The organism is Pseudomonas sp. A125, assembly GCF_055409485.1.
In genome coordinates, this window is record NZ_JBUZVP010000015.1 from 144,009 (window position 1) to 162,402 (window position 18,394).

Here is an 18,394-nt window from a genome sequence, read left to right on the forward strand (position 1 = left end):
GTGGTTATGCGCGCACGGCAATTGGGCATCACATTGGGACTGGGCACACCCGGTGAGTTGAATGCCATCACCGACGTTCCAGGGGTGCGGGTTGGCCACAGCACAATCAACACCCGCATCAATGGCAAACAGGTGCGTACCGGCGTCACGGCGATCCAGCCGCGGGCCGGTACCGCGCGGTACCAGCCGTGCTTTGCCGGCTATCACGTGCTCAACGGCAATGGTGATGCCACAGGGCTTGAGTGGATAAGCGAGTCGGGGTTGCTGACCACGCCGCTGGCAATCACCAATACCCACAGCATCGGGATTGTGCGCGACACGCTGATTGCCCTGGAGCGCGAAAGCCTGGCAGACCCGGCGGTGTACTGGTGCATGCCGGTGGTGATGGAAACCTACGACGGCTTGCTTAACGATATCTGGGGCCAGCACGTCGGCCCGGAGCATGTGCGCGAGGCGCTGGCCAACGCGCAATCCGGCCCGGTGGCGGAGGGCGCCGTGGGCGGCGGTACCGGGATGATCTGCCATGAGTTCAAGGGCGGCATCGGCACGGCGTCGCGGCGCTTGTCGGCGGAGCAGGGCGGCTGGACCGTCGGCGTGCTGGTGCAGGCCAACCATGGCAAACGCCAGGAATTGCGGGTGGATGGTTACCCGGTAGGTCGACAATTGATGGATATCCCGTCCCCGTTTGCCGCCCGTGGCACGCCCGGCATGGGCTCCATCGTGGTGATCATCGCCACCGATGCGCCGTTGCTGCCCCATCAATGCCAGCGTCTGGCGCAACGCGCTTCCATCGGCATTGCGCGCACAGGTGGCGGTACCGAGGACTCCAGCGGGGACCTGTTCCTGGCGTTCGCCACCGGCAATCAGGATTTACCCGTGGCCGATTACGGGCGCAAGGGCGTGCCCCTCAGCACGCACCTGCAGATGGTCAATAACGAGCATATTTCGCCGTTGTTCAGCGCGGCGGCGGAGGCAGTAGAGGAAGCGATCATTAATGCGATAGTGGCTGGGGAAGACATGGTCACCGACGACGGTGTGCGAGTGCCGGGACTGGATTCAAATACACTGATGCAGGCATTGCGCCATACCGGCTGGCGCAATCAATAAACACTTTAATGCTTGTCCCGGTAATACGGGACAAGTGCTTAGAATGGTGGCCATTCAACACTGGGAATGACACCGTGACACTTTCTTAGTGCACCTCAACCAATAATTTGGATCCATTTTAACGAAAGGCCTTTAGGAGTATTTAATATTTAAATAGCTGGGTTTTTACAAAGCGCTATTTGCCAATGTTTGCAGGTTTCGTTCGTCCGCCTAACTTATCCCTTGGATAAAAACCGCTGGACGAATGATTTCAGGTTGTGTCAGTTTTCTTTCGCCTTCAAAAGGGGCGAGTGATCGGACTTACTCGCCAGAGTGGGTCCTGTCGGACAAAAACTGTTCCACTTGCAAACAAGGAAGTACGTTTATGTCAAAAGTAAAAGACAAAGCTATTGTATCGGCGGCTCAAGCAAGTACTGCCTATACGCAAATCGATAGCTTTAGCCATCAATATGACCGCGGCGGCAACCTCACGGTCAATGGCAAACCCTCCTACTCCGTTGACCAGGCAGCTACCCAGTTGCTGCGTGACGGCGCCGCCTACCGGGACTTCGACGGCAACGGCAAGATCGACCTGACCTACACCTTCCTGACCTCGGCCTCCTCGAGCACCATGAACAAACATGGTATCTCCGGGTTCAGCCAGTTCAACGCCCAGCAGAAAGCCCAGGCCGCACTGGCCATGCAATCCTGGTCGGACGTGGCGAATGTCACCTTTACCGAGAAGGCCAGCGGCGGCGACGCCCACATGACGTTCGGCAACTACAGCGGCGGCCAGGATGGCGCGGCGGCGTTCGCTTACCTGCCAGGCACCGGCGCTGGCTACGACGGCACCTCGTGGTACCTGACCAACAGCAGCTACACGCCGAACAAGACCCCGGACCTGAACAACTACGGCCGGCAGACCCTGACGCACGAGATCGGCCACACCCTGGGCCTGGCTCACCCTGGCGACTACAACGCCGGGAACGGCAACCCGACCTACAACGACGCGACCTATGGACAGGACACGCGCGGCTACAGCGTCATGAGTTACTGGAGCGAGAGCAACACCAACCAGAACTTCAGCAAAGGCGGGGTGGAGGCCTATGCGTCCGGCCCGCTGATCGACGACATCGCCGCGATCCAGAAGCTCTACGGCGCCAACTACAACACCCGCGCCGGCGACACCACCTACGGCTTCAACTCCAACACCGGGCGTGATTTCCTCAGCGCCACCTCATCGGCCGACAAGCTGGTGTTCTCGGTGTGGGACGGTGGCGGCAACGACACCCTGGATTTCTCCGGTTTTACCCAAAACCAGAAGATCAACCTCAATGAAGCCTCGTTCTCCGACGTTGGCGGCCTGGTGGGCAACGTTTCCATTGCCAAGGGCGTGACCGTCGAGAACGCGTTCGGCGGCTCGGGCAACGACCTGCTGATCGGTAACGCCGCTGCCAACGTCCTCAAGGGCGGTGCCGGCAACGACATCCTCTACGGCGGCGGCGGTGCAGACCAACTGTGGGGCGGTGCCGGCAACGACACCTTCGTGTTCGGTGCCAGCTCGGACTCCAAGCCCGGTGCGGCCGGCAAGATCTTCGACTTCACCTCGGGTTCGGACAAGATCGACCTCACCGGCATCACCAAGGGTGCAGGCCTGACCTTCGTCAACGCGTTCACCGGTCACGCCGGCGACGCGGTGCTGTCCTACGCTTCGGGCACCAACCTGGGCACATTGGCAGTGGACTTCTCCGGGCACGGCGTGGCGGATTTCCTCGTCACCACCGTCGGCCAGGCAGCGGTCAGCGACATCGTGGCCTGACTAAGGCGTAAAGGAGGGTGGCGCGCACGCGCCGCCCTCTGCCCTTGCATCCACCCCCTGAACGGGCGAAGGTGATGACGCTATTTCGCAGTACAGTTGCCTGGTGTGTCCAGGCGTTGCTTATGTCGGCAGGAGCCACAGCAATGGCGAGCAGTCTGGTTTTACCCACGTCCGCGCAGTTGGCCGGGCATTGGGCGTTGCACCAGCAAGAACAGGTATGCGCGCTGGATTTGATTGAACAGGCCAACGCGTTGAAAGGCGATATCGAGTGCGCCAGACAATGGCTGGGTGAAGCCCCCGTTAGTTGGGCACCGACACCCGATGGTATTTGGTTGATGAATGCCGATGGCAGCGGAATAACCCATTTGAATCGCCAGAAAGAGGGCGAATATCAAGGCCGCACACACGCCGGCGCGGTAGTGATATTGAAACGTGCCCCCCAATAGCTCGTTATAACGATATAACCCGATTTTAATGTTTGCCCGCCCCTGAATGGGGCGCCCGGCAAACTAGTGCGCGTCATTCGGCTCAGGGAAGATCAGGCAACATGGCGAAGACCACTCCCGCTGCACCATTGTTTAAAACGCTTGGCGACTACAAAAGTGTTTTGATCAGTATTGGCTGCTTCACGGCATTGATTAACGTGTTGATGTTGGTGCCGTCGATTTATATGTTGCAAGTCTACGACCGCGTGCTGTCTTCGCAGAACGAAACCACCTTGGTGATGTTGACGTTGATGGTGGTGGGGTTCTTTGCGTTTATCGGTGTGCTGGAAGTAATCCGCAGTTTTATCGTGATCCGCATCGGCAGCCAGTTGGAGCGGCGCTTCAACCTGCGGGTGTACAAGGCCGCTTTCGAACGCAACCTGCAACGGGGCGAAGGTCACGGCGGGCAATCGTTGGGGGATTTGACCCACATCCGCCAATTCATCACCGGGCCTGCGCTGTTCGCGTTTTTCGACGCGCCGTGGTTTCCGATTTATCTGTTTGTGATCTTTGTGTTTAACGTCTGGCTCGGCGTGTTGGCCAGCGCAGGGGCCGTGCTGCTGATCGGGCTGGCGTGCCTCAACGAATACCTGACCAAAAAGCCCTTGGGTGAAGCCAGCGGCTATTCCCAGCAGTCCACCCAACTGGCCACCAGCCATTTGCACAACGCCGAAACCATCCAGGCCATGGGCATGCTCGGTGCATTGCGCAAGCGCTGGTTCAAGGTGCATTCGCAGTTCCTGGGGTTACAGAACAAGGCCAGCGACATCGGTTCGATCATCAGTTCCTTGAGTAAATCCCTGCGCCTGTGCCTGCAATCGTTGGTGCTGGGCCTGGGCGCGTTGCTGGTGATCAAGGGCGACATGACGGCGGGGATGATGATCGCCGGCTCAATCCTGATGGGCCGGGTGTTGAGCCCCATCGACCAATTGATTGCCGTGTGGAAGCAATGGAGCTCGGCCAAGCTGGCCTATCAGCGCCTGGACAACCTGATGCGTGAGTTCCCGCCGCAGGGCGAGCAGATGGCGTTGCCGGCGCCCAAGGGCCACGTGAGTTTCGAGCAGGTCAGTGCAGGGCCGCCGGGGCGGCGTGTGCCGACCTTGCATCAGGTCAGTTTCAACCTGGCTGGCGGTGAAGTGCTCGGTGTGCTGGGCGCGTCGGGCTCCGGCAAGTCGACCCTGGCCCGGGTGCTGGTGGGTGTTTGGCCAACCCTGGCCGGCACCGTGCGCCTGGATGGCGCCGACATCCACCGCTGGGACCGCGATGACCTCGGCCCGCATATCGGTTATCTGCCTCAGGACATCGAGCTGTTCAGCGGCAGCATCGCCGACAACATCGCACGCTTTCGCGAAGCCGACCCGCAGTGGGTGGTGCAGGCGGCCCAACAAGCCGGCGTGCACGAACTGATCCTGCGTTTGCCCCACGGCTACGACACCGTGCTCGGCGACGAAGGCAGCGGCCTGTCCGGTGGCCAGAAACAACGGGTGGCCCTGGCCCGCGCGCTGTACGGCGGGCCGCGCCTGATCGTGCTCGACGAGCCCAACTCCAACCTCGACACCGTGGGCGAGGCCGCCCTGGCCAGCGCGATCATGCAGATGAAGGCCCAGGGCAGCACGGTGGTGCTGGTGACTCACCGTTCCTCGGCATTGGCCCAGGCCGACAAGCTGCTGGTGCTTAACGAAGGCCGCTTGCAGGCGTTTGGCCCAAGCCAGGATGTGCTGCGGGCACTTTCCGGCCAGCAGGAAGCACCGCGAGAAAAGGCCGGGGTCAGCCTCAGCTGTAGGAGCGAGCTTGCTCGCGATGGTCGTTAACGATGACGTTTGAAACCTGACACCCAGCAGTGCTCTCAGGTTCTTCGCGAGCAAGCTCGCTCCTACAGTTTTTCATCAAGCCGCAAGGATCAGGCGCATGAGCAGCGACAGCAGCATTCAAATCAACCGCGATTACGAACAGACGCACCCCGAACACGACGCGCGTTTCTTTGCCCGCATGGGCTGGCTGCTGACCGTGATCGGCGCCGGCGGCTTTTTCCTGTGGGCCAGCCTGGCGCCGCTGGACCAGGGCATTGCGGTGCAGGGCACGGTGGTGGTCTCGGGCAAGCGCAAGGCCGTGCAAACCCTGAGCCCCGGTGTGGTCAGCCGGATTCTGGTGCGTGAAGGCGAGGTGGTGAAGCAGGGCCAGCCGCTGTTCCGGCTCGACCAGACGCAAAACCAGGCCGACGTGCATTCCCTGCAAGCCCAATACCGTATGGCCTGGGCCAGCGTGGCGCGGTGGCAGAGCGAGCGCGATAACCAATCGACGATTACCTTTCCAGCGGAACTGAGCGGTAACCCGGATCAAGCCCTGGCATTGGTTTTGGAAGGCCAACGCCAACTGTTCAGCAGCCGCCGTGAAGCCTTTGCCCGGGAACAGGCCGGGATTCGCGCGAACATCGAAGGCGCCACGGCGCAGCTCAATGGCATGCGCCGCGCCCGCAGTGACTTGACCGCGCAGGCGCAATCCCTGCGCGACCAACTGAGCAACCTGCAACCGTTGGCCGACAACGGCTACATCCCACGCAACCGGCTGATGGAATACCAGCGGCAACTGTCCCAGGTGCAGCAGGACCTGGCGCAGAACACCGGTGAAAGTGGCCGGGTGGAGCAGGGCATCCTTGAGTCGCGCCTCAAGTTGCAGCAGCACAGCGAGGAGTATCAAAAGGAAGTCCGCAGCCAACTGGCCGACGCGCAACTGCGCAGCTTGACCCTGGAGCAGCAACTGACCTCCGCCGGTTTCGACCTGCAGCACAGCGAGATCAACGCACCGGCCGATGGCATCGCGGTCAACCTGGGCGTGCACACCGAAGGCGCCGTGGTGCGCGCCGGTGAAACCTTGCTGGAAATCGTGCCCCAGGACACCCGCCTGGAAGTGGAAGGGCGCCTGCCGGTGCACCTGGTGGACAAGGTCGGTGCCCATCTGCCGGTGGATATCCTGTTCACCGCCTTCAACCAGAGCCGTACGCCGCGGGTGCCGGGAGAGGTGAGCCTGATTTCCGCCGACCAGATGCTCGACGAAAAAACCGGCATGCCTTACTACGTGCTGCGCACCGTCGTCAGCAGCAATGCCCTGGAAAAACTCCATGGCCTGGTGATCAAGCCGGGCATGCCCGCCGAGATGTTCATCCGTACCGGCGAGCGCTCCTTGCTCAACTACCTGTTCAAGCCGCTGCTGGACCGCGCCGGCTCGGCGTTGACCGAGGAATGAGCATGAAGCCGATGTTCCTCGCCTTGTTCCTCGCCTGCAGCAGCGCCCAGGCCGCGATGGGCCCGTTTGATGTCTACGAACAGGCCCTGCGCAACGATCCGGTATTTCTCGGGGCCATCAAGGAGCGTGACGCCGGCCTGGAAAACCGCACCATCGGCCGCGCCGGCCTGCTGCCCAAGCTGTCGTACAACTACAACAAGGGCCGCAACAACTCCCAGGCCACCTTGCCCGACGGGCGCGGCGGCAATTATCACGATGACCGCAACTACAACAGCTACGGCTCCACCTTCAGCCTGCAACAGCCGCTGTTTGATTACGAAGCCTATGCCAACTACCGCAAGGGTGTGGCCCAGGCGCTGTTTGCCGACGAGAGTTTTCGCGACAAGAGCCAGGCGCTGCTGGTGCGGGTACTGACCTATTACACCCAGGCGTTGTTTGCCCAGGACCAGATCGACATTGCCCGCGCCAAGAAGAAGGCTTACGAGCAGCAGTTCCAGCAGAACCAGCACTTGTTCCAGCAGGGCGAAGGCACCCGCACCGATATCCTGGAAGCCGAGTCGCGCTACGAGTTGGCCACGGCCGAGGAAATCCAGGCGCTGGACGAGCAAGATGCCTCGCTGCGAGAGTTGGGGGCGCTGATCGGTGTACAGAGCGTCAACATCAACGACCTGGCGCCGCTGAACCCGGGGTTTACGGCGTTCACCCTGGCCCCGGCCAACTACGACACCTGGCATGAACTGGCGCTGACCAACAACCCGAACCTGGCCTCGCAACGCCAGTCCGTGGAGGTGGCGCGTTATGAAATAGAGCGCAACCGCGCCGGGTACCTGCCACGGGTCACGGCGTACGCCAGCTCGCGGCAGCAGGAGTCCGACAGCGGCAACACCTACAACCAGCGCTACGACACCAACACCATCGGCGTTGAAATCAGCATGCCGCTGTATGCCGGTGGGGGCGTCTCGGCGTCCACCCGCCAGGCCAGTCGCGCCATGGAGCAGGCCGAGTACGAGTTGGAAGGCAAGACCCGCGAAACCCTGATCGAACTGCGTCGCCAGTTCAGTGCGTGCCTGTCGGGGGTCAGCAAGCTGCGCGCCTACCAAAAGGCGCTGACTTCGGCCAAGGCACTGGTGGTGTCGACCAAGCAAAGCATCCTTGGCGGCGAGCGGGTCAACCTCGACGCACTGAACGCCGAGCAGCAGCTATACAGCACCCGTCGCGACCTGGCCCAGGCGCGGTACGACTACCTGATGGCCTGGACCAAATTGCATTACTACGCGGGCAACTTGCGCGACACCGACCTGGCCAAGGTGGATGAGGCGTTTGGCCCTATGAGCCGCTGATGCTGGTGCAGCGCCGCTTGGGGGAATGTGATTTACACAAGTGCAATAAAAACTAAGGAAGGTCACCGTGAAAACAACAAAACGAGGGTTTCAATCCGCCATCCCAACAGGCTCGGGCTACCCGCTCAAGACCTTGAGCGGCGTGCCATACGGCGCGTTGCTGTGTTGCCTGGCCAGCCTGGGTACCGCCCAGGCCGCACCCTACGTCGAAACCGGCAAATTGGGGGACGCTGCCAGCTGGCGCAGCAATGAGTTCAAGGCCGACTGGGGCCTGGGCGCCGTGCATGCAGACGCTGCCTACGCCGCCGGCTACACCGGCAAGGGCGTGAAGCTGGGGATCTTCGACCAGCCGGTGTACGCCCAGCATCTAAGTAGAGCGCCGCTTTTGTGGTGAGGGAGCAAGCTCCCTCACCACAAGGTTAGTCAGCATTGGGCGGACGGGTCATCTCCAGTAATGGCCGTGGTTCCAGTACGGGCGATGGGGTTGGCCGTAGCCGTAGCCATAGTAATGGTCGCGTGGCCAGTAGCCTCGTGGGCCGTAGCCGTAACCCCAGTGGCCGTAGTAACGCGGGCCGGGAGGAGGGGGTTGCACGATCACCACACGCGATGGCGCCTGGCGGATGATGAGGGTGTCGGCAAACGCCGGCGTACTCGCCAGCGCAGCCCACATCACGGGAATAAGTAGCAGAGCGCGCACCGCTCGGGACATGAATGCCATGGCCATGGTTCTCCGTCGTACCGCTTTCGAAGTTGAAGGCGGTTGAACGGTTAAACGCAGGAACGGGGCAAATCCTTCGGTAAAATATTGTTTATTTTGTGCACCCCGATGATCGGTTTCTATTTCTCCTTGATCACGGTCGCAACGTCGGCGGCCTTGATCCGAACATGCTTGCCCGCGATGTCGGTGAATTCATAGAACCCATCGGCCGTCTTCGCGTTCGGTACGTCCCTGGTCAAATATTGGGTGCCGTTTTGCAACGTCACCACGGTCTGCGTGGAGCAACCGGCCACTATCAGCAACGTGAACATGCCCAGTGCAAGACCCAAATTCTTCATACTCATAACCCTTGCCTTGACCCTTCAAAAACCCCGAGCCTGAGCGATCGGAGGAAACCTGATTAATGTGGCTGACAGCCATCTGATCATTATTACGCAAAAAGTTGCGTGTGCCTTTGATCTATTACTGATTGCAACAGCCGGTCAGGGACGGCACTCTGTATGCATAAACAGTGTTTGATCCAGTGCCTGACATGTCCAATCCCCTTGAAGACCCGCTCTATTACCTGCATAACTTCCGCCAAGTGCTCGACTGGCTGGGGCAGCGCTATGCCGATTTACTGGCCCCGGACGAAGCGCATTTCATTCAGCAATTTGACAGCTTGCCGCAGGCGTCCCAGGCCTTGCTGGTGCGCATGGTGATGCGCAAGGGCGCGCATTTCAGGGCGGGCAAGCTCAACTATGGCGAGATCGGTGCGGTGCAGGAGGCGGTGGTGCCTTTGCTGCAGCAGGGTTGGGTGAGCGACCAGTGCCTGTTGTCGTTTGAGGAGCTATTTGGCCTGTTGCAGAAAGCCGAAATCCTCGCGGCGTTCAAACCCTGGATCGAGCAGCCCAAGGCTAAAAAGAGTGACTGGCTGGCGGCGTTATCGGTGCAGTTCGGCGAACTGCGCCGCTTCCAACACTGGTGCCCGGACCTGTCCGATCAGCTTTACAGCCTGACCGTTATGGACCTGTGCGACCGCTTGCGGCTGATGTTTTTCGGCAATCTCTATCAGGACTGGTCGGAGTTTGTGCTGGCTGACCTGGGGATTTTTACCTACGAGAAAGTCGAGTTCTGTGCCGAGTCCCGGGGTTTGCGCAGCCGTGACGATGTGCTCGGGTTTTTGTTCCTGCACCAGTGCCAGCAGGCTTTTGAAGCAGGCGATGCCCTGGAAGGGGTACTGGAACACATCGCCACCCTGCGCACCGACAACCCCTGGCTGGAAAAGCGTCGGGCCAAACTGTTGTTTCAAGTGGGCCAATATTGCGAGCGCAGCGCAGAGTTGGCCCTGGCCGAGACGATTTACCGAAGCTGCACCTATCCCGGTGCGCGGGCGCGATTGATCCGGGTACTGGAGCGCCAGGAAGACTTTGCCCAAGCGATGCTGCTGGCCCGTGAAGCGCAACTGGCACCGCAAAGTGCCGCCGAACAGCAGCATCTGTTACGCGCGATACCCAGGTTGCGGCGCAAACTGGGGGAACCGGCGCTGCCCAAGGTAAAACCCCGCGACATCGTGCGCCTGGACCTTGAACTGCCGTCCCCGGAGCCGCTGATGTCGGTGGAGTACTGCGTGCAGGCACACTTGAGCGATCACGGCGCGCCGGTGCATTACGTCGAGAACGGCCTGATCAACTCACTGTTTGGCCTATTGTGCTGGCCGGCGATTTTTGCACCGTTGCCGGGATCGTTTTTCCACCCGTTCCAGCGAGGGCCGGTGGACCTGCACAGCGAGGACTTTCATCAGCGACGTGCCGAATTATTTGCCGAGTGCCTGGACCAACTGGGTGACGAGCGCTACAAACACACCATCCGCCAGCGGTACGTGGACAAATGGGGCATTCAGTCGCCCTTCGTGTTCTGGAACGTCCTGAGCGAAGACCTGCTCGACCAAGCCCTCGATTGCCTGCCCGCCGCGCATCTGCGGCGTTGGTTCGAGCGCCTGCTGCTGGATATCCGCGCCAATCGCACCGGCATGCCCGACCTGATCCAGTTCTGGCCCGAGGAAAAAACCTACCGCATGATCGAAGTCAAAGGTCCCGGTGATCGCCTGCAAGACAACCAACTGCGCTGGCTGGAGTTCTGCGGCGAGCACCAGATGCCGGTCACCGTATGTTATGTGCGCTGGGCAGGGCAGGAGGCTTGAGCTACAGCGTTGCGGTGCGTGCGCTGTGTGAGTTCACCGCGAAGGTCGGCGACCTCGACCTGCGTTTTACTCCGTCTCCCAGTGCCCAGGAAGGGATTGTCGGCCATCGCACGGTGGCGTCGCGGCGCAGCGCCCACTACCAGAACGAAGTCGCACTGGAGGGCGAATACCAGCAGTTGAAAGTGCGGGGCAGGGCGGATGGCTACGACCCGGACCGCAACCAGCTGGAAGAGGTGAAAACCTATCGCGGCGACCTGAACAAGCAGCCAGCCAACCACCGGCAACTGCACTGGGCCCAGGTCAAGGTTTACGGCTGGCTGATGTGCCAGAAACTGGGGATGTCGGAGATTGTCCTGGCACTGGTGTATTTCGACATTGTGGGTGAGCACGAAACTGTCTTGAACCAGTCTTTCCAGGCCGCCGATCTGCAGCAGTTCTTCAATCAGCAATGCGCTCTGTTCCTCGGTTGGGCGGAGCAGGAAATGCACCAGCGCCAAGCCCGTAATGCTGCAGCAACTGCCCTGGGCTTTCCGCATGCAGCGTTTCGCCCGGGCCAGCGCTCCCTCGCGGAAACGGTATACAAAGCCGTCAGCACCGGCCGCTGCCTCATGGCCCAGGCACCCACCGGTATCGGCAAGACCGTCGGCACGATTTTCCCGATGCTCAAGGCCCTGGCGCCCCAGCAACTGGACAAGGTGTTCTTTCTTACCGCCAAGACCCCGGGCCGAAAGCTGGCACTGGATGCGGCGCAGGTGCTGTATGACAGCAGCCCGGAGCTGCCACTGCGGGTGCTGGAACTGGTGGCGCGAGACAAGGCCTGCGAGCATCTGGACAAAGCCTGTCACGGTGATTCGTGCCCGCTGGCCAAGGGCTTTTATGACCGCTTGCCGGCAGCCCGCGAGGCCGCTTCCCGCGTGCGCCTGCTGGACCAGCGCAACCTGCGGGAAGTGGCCCTGGCCCATGAGGTGTGTCCCTATTACCTGAGCCAGGAAATGGCGCGTTGGGCCGACGTGGTGGTCGCCGACTACAACTACTACTTTGACTTCGGCGCCATGCTGTTCGGCCTGGCGCAGCTCAACCAATGGCGGGTCGCGGTACTGGTGGACGAAGCCCATAACCTGGTGGAACGCGGCCGTTCGATGTACAGCGCGGCCCTCGACCAGTACACGCTCAAGGCCCTGCGCGAGATCGCACCCGAACCGCTGAAGAAATCCTTGCTGCGCCTGAACCGAGAGTGGAACGCTCTGCACAAGGAGCAAGTGGCGCCGTATCAGGCCTACGCCCAGAAACCCGACAAACTTTTGCAAGCCCTGAGCCTGTGCACCAGCGCCATGGGCGAATATTTCAACGATCACCCCGAAGCGCTCAATGGCGAGCTGCAAGCCTTCTACTTCGAAGCCTTGCAGTTTGCCAAGGTCGCCGAACTGTTCAACGAACACTTCATCTTCGATATCAGCAAGCGCGAACTCAGCGGCAAGCGCAGCTCATCAAGCCTGTGCCTGCGCAACGTGGTGCCCGCCGAGTTCATTCGGCCCCGGCTGACAGCGGCCCGCAGCAGCGTGCTGTTTTCCGCGACCTTGAGCCCGCGGCATTACTACGCGGACTTGCTGGGAATGCCGCCCGACACAGCCTGGGTCGATGTGGAGTCGCCGTTCAAGGCCGAGCAGTTGCAGGTGCATATCGTCGACCGGATCTCCACCCGGTTTGTTCATCGACACGCGTCCCTGGAGCCCATCGTGGAGCTGATTGCCGCCCAGTTTGCAAAGGCACCGGGCAACTACCTGGCGTTTTTCAGCAGCTTTGATTATTTACAACAAGTGGCGCAATTGTTGGCCGAGCGCCACCCGCACATTCCGCTGTGGCACCAGTCGCGGGGAATGGCCGAGGCCGAGCGCCAGGCGTTTCTCGACCAGTTCACCCAGCACAGCCAGGGCATTGGTTTTGCCGTGCTTGGCGGCGCATTCGGCGAAGGTATCGACCTGCCGGGAACCCGGCTGATCGGTGCGTTTATCGCGACCCTGGGCCTGGCGCAACTGAACCCGGTGAATGAGCAACTCAAACTGCGGATGGGCGCGATTTTCGGTGCCGGTTACGACTACACCTATTTGTACCCCGGCATCCAGAAGGTGGTGCAGGCCGCAGGCCGGGTGATCCGCAGCCAGCAGGACCGGGGCGTGGTGATGTTGATTGATGATCGCTTTGGCGAAGCACGGGTGCGCCAGTTGCTGCCGCGCTGGTGGTCGATCACTGCGGCGGATACACCGCACCCCGCAACTGGCGGCTGAGACCAGCACCACTGTGCGCACCAGACGCTTGTCGGCAATGGCGCTGTCGACCACCGCGTCCACCCGCTGGGCGAGCAGCGGGGCGTGGCTATCGGCGCAGGCGAGGGAGGTACAAAGCGAGGCGGCGAAGGCCACAAGGCGTCTGGTAGAGGGCTGCAATCTACAACGAGACACTGCACAGTTGCTGGCTCAAGATCCACAAACGTTCGGCTTGCTCCGGGTCGACAGCCCAGGGTCGTACTCCGTTGCGCCGGGTGTCATCCTGCGACGGCGCGGCCACATCGCAATCTTCGCAGTAGAGTCCGCCCACACCCTCCAGCTGCGGGCTGACCGCACACCATACCGAGGTTGCGGCGCCTTGCTCGGGGCTCTTGTAGTGACTGGCGCGGCGGATATTACCCTGATCATCGAGGGCACCGACGAAGGCCAGGTCGTCCTTATCCAGATAACGGATCAAGTCGGTGAGAATTTCCCCAGGATGCACGGAGAATGCGCGCACACCCTGTGCTTTACCGCGTCGGTCCAGCGCCACAGCGAACAGCGCGTTGGCAGTTTTTGACTGGCCGTAGGCGAGCCACTTGTCATAGGCGCGGCGCTCAAATTGCGGATCATCGAAATGCACAGGGCTGAGGCGATGGCCGAGGGACGACACCGAAACTACCCGTGCCCCGTTGGCCTGGCACAGTGCGGGCCAGAGCCGCACGGTGAGCTGGAAGTGGCCCAGGTGGTTGGTGGCAAACTGCGCTTCGAGGCCGCGCGCATCCCGTTGCAGTGGCGTGGCCATGATGCCGGCGCTATTGATCAGCAGGTTCAAGGCCCGTCCGCTTGCGAGGAAATTTTCGGCAAAACGGTCAATGGAAACCGGGTCGAGTAAGTCGAGGCTGGCATGTTCAACACCGGCAATTGCCGACAGGTTACGTTCGGCCTTTTGAGGGTCGCGCGCAGGAACGATCACCTGCGCACCGGAACCCGCCAGCACGCGCACAGTTTCCAGGCCAATGCCGGAATAGCCGCCGGTTACAATCACTGTCTTGCCACGCAGGTCGCAGCCTGCCAAGGCTTGCAGGGCCGTAGTGCTGGCGTCGAAGCCGCTGTCGATCGAGGTTTGTGCGTCAGTCATAAAAGATCTCCTTGTGGGAGGCCTAGCTTCCCTCGCTGGCGCCCGGACGCGGAATACCCTAACGTCTGTGTTTCTGTCGCGATCGTCCGGAGCTTTTATGGATACGCTTTCCGATGTGCTGGCACTGTTAAAAAGCCACCGTTCGACCTTCGCGGGCCTGAAGGCGGGCGGCACCTGGGCCATTAACTTTACGGCGCCGGATGGGATCAAGTTCAACGCCGTCGTAGAGGGCAGTTGCTGGTTGGAAGTGGAAGGGCTGGCGGTACCCATACGTTTGTATGAGGGCGATTGTTTTCTATTGACCCAGGCGCGTCCGTGGCGGCTGTCGAGCAATCTGTCGCCTGAAGGTATTGATGCACGCGAGGTGTACGCCGATGCGGTGGGCGGCATCGCCACAGTGGGGGACACTGAGGAGCTGTTTCTGATCGCCGGGCGTTTTATCTATGGGGATGACGCCCGGTTGCTGCTGGACAACCTGCCGCCGGTGGTGCGCGTGAGTGCCAACTCCGAACAGGCCGCCGTATTGCGCTGGTGCCTGGATCGCCTGGCCCGCGAATACGCCAGCCCGTTGCAAGGTGCGGCATTGATGACCGAGCATTTGGCGCAAATGATGCTGGTGCAAATCCTGCGGCTCTATCAATCTTCCATGGGCACCAGCACCACTGGTTGGCTGGGTGCGTTGACCGACCCGAGGCTGGCCCCGGTGTTGCGGGAAATTCACGCCGCGCCAGCCCGGCGCTGGACATTGAGTGAAATGGCCGATGTGGCGAATCAATCCCGCTCCACCTTTGCCTTGCACTTCAAGCAACGGGTAGGGCTGGCACCACAGGAATACCTGACCCGCTGGCGCATGCATCTGGCGGTACAGGCCCTGAAAGCCAGCGACAACAGCGTGTCCACGATCGGCCAGTCCCTGGGTTATCAGTCAGACAGCGCTTTCAGCAGTGCTTTCAAGCGCGTGATGGCTTGTTCTCCCCGGGAATACCGCGAGCGAACCCCACACAAGGAACCCAGTGATGAGCGAAATCCAGCAGCAGAAGGTCAAGGTCAACGGCATTGAACTGAACATACACATCGCCGGCCCCGAGAGCGGCCCGCCGGTGTGGTTGCTGCATGGGTTTCCCGAGTGCTGGCACTCCTGGCGCGAGCAGATTCCGGCGCTGGTGGCCCAGGGTTTTCGGGTGTTTGTACCGCAAATGCGCGGTTATGGAGAATCCAGCGCGCCGCCGGAAGTGGCCGACTATGACCTGCTGACCCTGTGTGCCGATATCCAGGGCGCCATGGACCTGTTCGGTCATCGCCAGGTCGTCATGGTCGGGCATGACTGGGGCGCTGTGGTGGCCTGGCACCTGGCGTTGCTGGAGCCTGAGCGAGTCACCCGGCTGGTGGCGATGTCGGTGCCTTTTGCCGGGCGCGCCCGCAGGCCGGTGATCGAGATCATGCGCGAGCTGTACGCCGATCGCTTCAATTACATCCTGTACTTCCAGGCGCCAGGGGTCGCCGAAAAGGAACTGGACGCGGATATCGAGCGCACCTTGCGCCTGTTCATGCAGGACCAGGACGTGTTCCTGCAGAAAAAACCCGCCAACGCCACACTGCTCGACGGTGTTGCCCTGCCAGGCGAGCTACCGGCCTGGTGCAGCCAACAGGACCTCCAGGTGTATGTGCACACCTTTGCCGGTAACGGCTTTCGCGGCCCGCTGAACTGGTATCGCAACTTTGAGCGCAACTGGCAGCGTACCGAGTTCCTCGCCGGCAGGCAGGTGCTGCAACCGACGCTGTTCCTGATCGGCGACCGCGACCCGGTTGGCGTCTTCGAAGCCCACACCCTCAAGCGCATGCCCGAATCGGTGCCGAACCTGCAACAGGCCGTCCTGGCCAACTGCGGCCACTGGATTCAGAACGAGCAGGCGGCCAAGGTCAACGAACTGCTGCTCGGGTTTCTAGGGCGAACGTAAACGTTGCGCCGCGTCCGGGCACATCGATCAGGCGGATTTCCCGACCGTGCAACTGCAGGATGCGGTGCACGATGCGCAAGCCCAGACCGCCATCGCGACGGGCGCCGCCAATGGTGAACGCGCGCAGGAACAGGCCTTCGCGCAGATCAGCGGCAATCCCAGGCCCGCTGTCGCTCACAGTCACTTCGACAAAGCCGGCCTTGGGCATCAGCGTCACTTCCACTTCGCCATTGAGTGGCGTGTGGCGCAAGGCGTTGTCCAGCAAGTTGGTGAGCACCCGTTCGATCAGGCCCAGATCTGCCAATACCGTGGGCACCACCGGCGGCAGGCTGGCGGTGAGGGTAATCGCGCGGGCTTCGGCGGTCAGTTCGAACTTCTGGAAGATGTCCTGCACCAGGTCGGGTAACGAAAAACCTTCGATGACCGGCTGCACAAACCCGTGTTCCAGGCGAACCAGTTCCAACAGCGACTGGGCGAGCCCACCGACCTTGCGGCTCTGGTCCAGGGCGATGCCCAGGTAGCGCCGGCGTTCCTGCGGCGTAAGGCTGGCGTCTTTCAGGGACAGGGTTTCCAGGTAGCCATGCAGTGAGGCCAGCGGCGTGCGCAGGTCATGGGAAATATTCGCGACCATCTCCCGGCGTTCCTGCTCTTGATGAGTAATGGCCCGCCACTGTTCGCCCAAGCGGTTCTCCATCTGCACGAAGGCGTGGTCGAGCACCGCGATTTCATCCTGGCTGGCGACCCCGGGCGCCACGGCCTGTGGCACTTTCGGTGCGCCGTTGATATCGAACTGGCCGACCTTTTCGGTCAACTGCCGCAGGGGCCGGGTGATCCAGGCAAAGGCGGCGAAGCCCGCCAACAGGCACAGCAATGCCACCAGGGCGATAGACCACAGGGCGATGTTCAGCGCCATGCCGGTGGCATCCCGGGCGTCGAACACATCATGGGCCTCGCCCAACAGGACCACATACAAGTAGCCGGCCTGCTGGCCGTTGACCCGCAGCGGCGCGGCGCTGAATACCTTGAGGCCATCGACGCTGCGCGGGTCGTCGCCGAGGATCGGCAGCATCGCACCGCTGAGAAAGCGACGCACCGGTTCCAGGTTGACCTGGTCCCGGCGCAGATGGCCGCTCGGCGCCGCGTTGCCGACCACACGGCCGTTAATATCCAGCAGGTACACCTCGACACTCGGGTTCACCAGCATCAACTGGCTGAACAGGTTGCGCACGGCATCTGGCTTGAGGCCGTCGGCATCCATCAGTTGGGTATCACGGGCGATGTGCGCGGCCAGGTCGCGGGACAGGCCTTGCACCACTTCCAGTTCGTGCATGTGATTGGAGCGCACTTGCAGCCAGGCCGAGGTGCCGCTGCAAATCAGCAGCAACAAGGCGAACACCAGGGAAAGGCGTTGGGTAAGGGTCAGCCTCATGTCGATTGCTCGGCAAATTTGTAGCCACGGCCCCACACCGTGAGAATGCGCGCAGGGTTGGCCGGGTCGGCCTCGACCTTGGCCCGCAGGCGGTTGATATGGGTGTTGACCGTGTGTTCATAGCCTTCGTGGCTGTAACCCCATACCGCGTTAAGCAGGTCCATGCGCGAAAACACCTTGCCTGGCTGGCGGGCGAAAAAGTACAGCAGGTCGAATTCCCGGGGCGTAAGGTCCAGCCGCTGGCCTTGCAGGGTGGCATCGCGAGTCAACGGGTTGATGAACAACTGGCCCAGGTCGAGGCTGCCGGCGTCCATCTTCAAGTTACGCGCCATGGCGTCGACCCGGCGCAGCAGCGCCTTGACCCGCGCCACCAGTTCGGGCATGGAAAACGGCTTGGCCAGGTAGTCATCGGCCCCCAGCTCCAGGCCGAGGATGCGGTGCAGCTCGCTGGAGCGGGCGCTGGTGATGATGATCGGCGTATAGCGCGTCATCGCCCGGGCGCGCCGGCAAATTTCCAGACCATCGACGCCAGGCAACATCAGGTCGAGGATCAGCGCATCCCAGCCACCTTGCTCCAGCAGGCGCAGGCCTTCGTTACCGTCGGCGCTGTGGACCACCTCGAACAGCTCGTCCCGCAGATGCAGGCAGATCAAATCGGCAATATGGGCATCGTCCTCGACCACCAGGACACGTTTGGGCTGATCCATTGATAGAAACCTGTCTTCGTGA

15 protein-coding genes and 1 pseudogene are annotated in these 18,394 nt (G+C 61.5%); 11 read left to right on the plus strand and 5 right to left on the minus strand.

Going from position 1 to position 18,394, the window contains the following annotated elements; all coding sequences use genetic code 11:
* Window positions 1–6: 6 nt before the first annotated feature.
* From ACZRN6_RS20805 to ACZRN6_RS20835, 7 genes and pseudogenes are all read left to right on the plus strand, one after another.
* Window positions 7–1,107 (plus strand): DmpA family aminopeptidase, encoded by a 1,101-nt coding sequence (locus tag ACZRN6_RS20805; protein WP_322145069.1) that lies wholly within the window; start codon window positions 7–9, stop codon window positions 1,105–1,107.
* A 364-nt stretch (window positions 1,108–1,471) separates the two neighbouring features.
* On the plus strand, window positions 1,472–2,905 hold the full coding sequence (locus tag ACZRN6_RS20810) for a serralysin family metalloprotease (protein WP_464008738.1): 1,434 nt from the start codon (window positions 1,472–1,474) through the stop codon (window positions 2,903–2,905).
* Window positions 2,906–2,979: 74 nt separating this feature from the next.
* Window positions 2,980–3,351: an AprI/Inh family metalloprotease inhibitor gene (locus tag ACZRN6_RS20815; RefSeq protein WP_464008739.1), complete on the plus strand. Its 372-nt coding sequence runs from the start codon at window positions 2,980–2,982 to the stop codon at window positions 3,349–3,351.
* A 101-nt stretch (window positions 3,352–3,452) separates the two neighbouring features.
* Window positions 3,453–5,201, plus strand: a complete 1,749-nt coding sequence (locus tag ACZRN6_RS20820; protein ID WP_464008740.1) for a type I secretion system permease/ATPase — start codon at window positions 3,453–3,455, stop codon at window positions 5,199–5,201.
* 97 nt (window positions 5,202–5,298) lie between these two features.
* Complete coding sequence (locus ACZRN6_RS20825; RefSeq protein WP_464008741.1) at window positions 5,299–6,633, plus strand: HlyD family type I secretion periplasmic adaptor subunit; 1,335 nt, start codon at window positions 5,299–5,301, stop codon at window positions 6,631–6,633.
* 2 nt (window positions 6,634–6,635) lie between these two features.
* On the plus strand, window positions 6,636–7,973 hold the full coding sequence (locus ACZRN6_RS20830; protein ID WP_464008742.1) for a TolC family outer membrane protein: 1,338 nt from the start codon (window positions 6,636–6,638) through the stop codon (window positions 7,971–7,973).
* A gap of 67 nt (window positions 7,974–8,040) precedes the next feature.
* Window positions 8,041–8,340, plus strand: a pseudogene (locus tag ACZRN6_RS20835) (hypothetical protein); the annotation flags it as partial.
* 75 nt (window positions 8,341–8,415) lie between these two features.
* Here the strand turns inward: ACZRN6_RS20835 and ACZRN6_RS20840 are convergent.
* Both ACZRN6_RS20840 and ACZRN6_RS20845 read right to left on the minus strand, forming a co-directional pair.
* Entirely contained in the window at window positions 8,416–8,691 is a 276-nt protein-coding gene (locus ACZRN6_RS20840; protein WP_464008743.1) for a hypothetical protein, read from the minus strand.
* A 119-nt stretch (window positions 8,692–8,810) separates the two neighbouring features.
* Window positions 8,811–9,035: a YgdI/YgdR family lipoprotein gene (locus ACZRN6_RS20845; protein WP_322145076.1), complete on the minus strand. Its 225-nt coding sequence runs from the start codon at window positions 9,033–9,035 to the stop codon at window positions 8,811–8,813.
* A 188-nt stretch (window positions 9,036–9,223) separates the two neighbouring features.
* Between ACZRN6_RS20845 and ACZRN6_RS20850 the strand changes: the two genes are divergently transcribed.
* Together ACZRN6_RS20850 and ACZRN6_RS20855 are read left to right on the plus strand one after the other, a co-directional pair.
* Window positions 9,224–10,873, plus strand: a complete 1,650-nt coding sequence (locus ACZRN6_RS20850) for a VRR-NUC domain-containing protein (protein ID WP_464008744.1) — start codon at window positions 9,224–9,226, stop codon at window positions 10,871–10,873.
* Entirely contained in the window at window positions 10,870–13,158 is a 2,289-nt protein-coding gene (locus ACZRN6_RS20855) for an ATP-dependent DNA helicase (RefSeq protein ID WP_464008745.1), read from the plus strand. The genes ACZRN6_RS20850 and ACZRN6_RS20855 overlap by 4 nt, the downstream gene beginning before the upstream one ends.
* A gap of 160 nt (window positions 13,159–13,318) precedes the next feature.
* Here the strand turns inward: ACZRN6_RS20855 and ACZRN6_RS20860 are convergent, their stop codons facing one another.
* Window positions 13,319–14,278: an oxidoreductase gene (locus ACZRN6_RS20860; RefSeq protein WP_464008746.1), complete on the minus strand. Its 960-nt coding sequence runs from the start codon at window positions 14,276–14,278 to the stop codon at window positions 13,319–13,321.
* 97 nt (window positions 14,279–14,375) lie between these two features.
* On the opposite strand from ACZRN6_RS20860, the gene ACZRN6_RS20865 reads away from it, so the two are divergent.
* Window positions 14,376–15,338 (plus strand): AraC family transcriptional regulator, encoded by a 963-nt coding sequence (locus ACZRN6_RS20865; RefSeq protein ID WP_464008747.1) that lies wholly within the window; start codon window positions 14,376–14,378, stop codon window positions 15,336–15,338.
* Entirely contained in the window at window positions 15,295–16,236 is a 942-nt protein-coding gene (locus tag ACZRN6_RS20870; protein WP_464008748.1) for an alpha/beta fold hydrolase, read from the plus strand. The genes ACZRN6_RS20865 and ACZRN6_RS20870 overlap by 44 nt, the downstream gene beginning before the upstream one ends.
* On the opposite strand, the gene ACZRN6_RS20875 is transcribed toward ACZRN6_RS20870, so the two are convergent.
* Together ACZRN6_RS20875 and ACZRN6_RS20880 are read right to left on the minus strand one after the other, a co-directional pair.
* Window positions 16,199–17,665, minus strand: a complete 1,467-nt coding sequence (locus ACZRN6_RS20875) for a sensor histidine kinase (RefSeq protein WP_464008749.1) — start codon at window positions 17,663–17,665, stop codon at window positions 16,199–16,201. The two genes, ACZRN6_RS20870 and ACZRN6_RS20875, sit on opposite strands and share 38 nt — an antisense overlap.
* Complete coding sequence (locus ACZRN6_RS20880) at window positions 17,662–18,372, minus strand: response regulator transcription factor (RefSeq protein WP_322145083.1); 711 nt, start codon at window positions 18,370–18,372, stop codon at window positions 17,662–17,664. Before ACZRN6_RS20880 ends, ACZRN6_RS20875 begins: the two co-directional genes overlap by 4 nt.
* Window positions 18,373–18,394 lie beyond the last annotated feature (22 nt).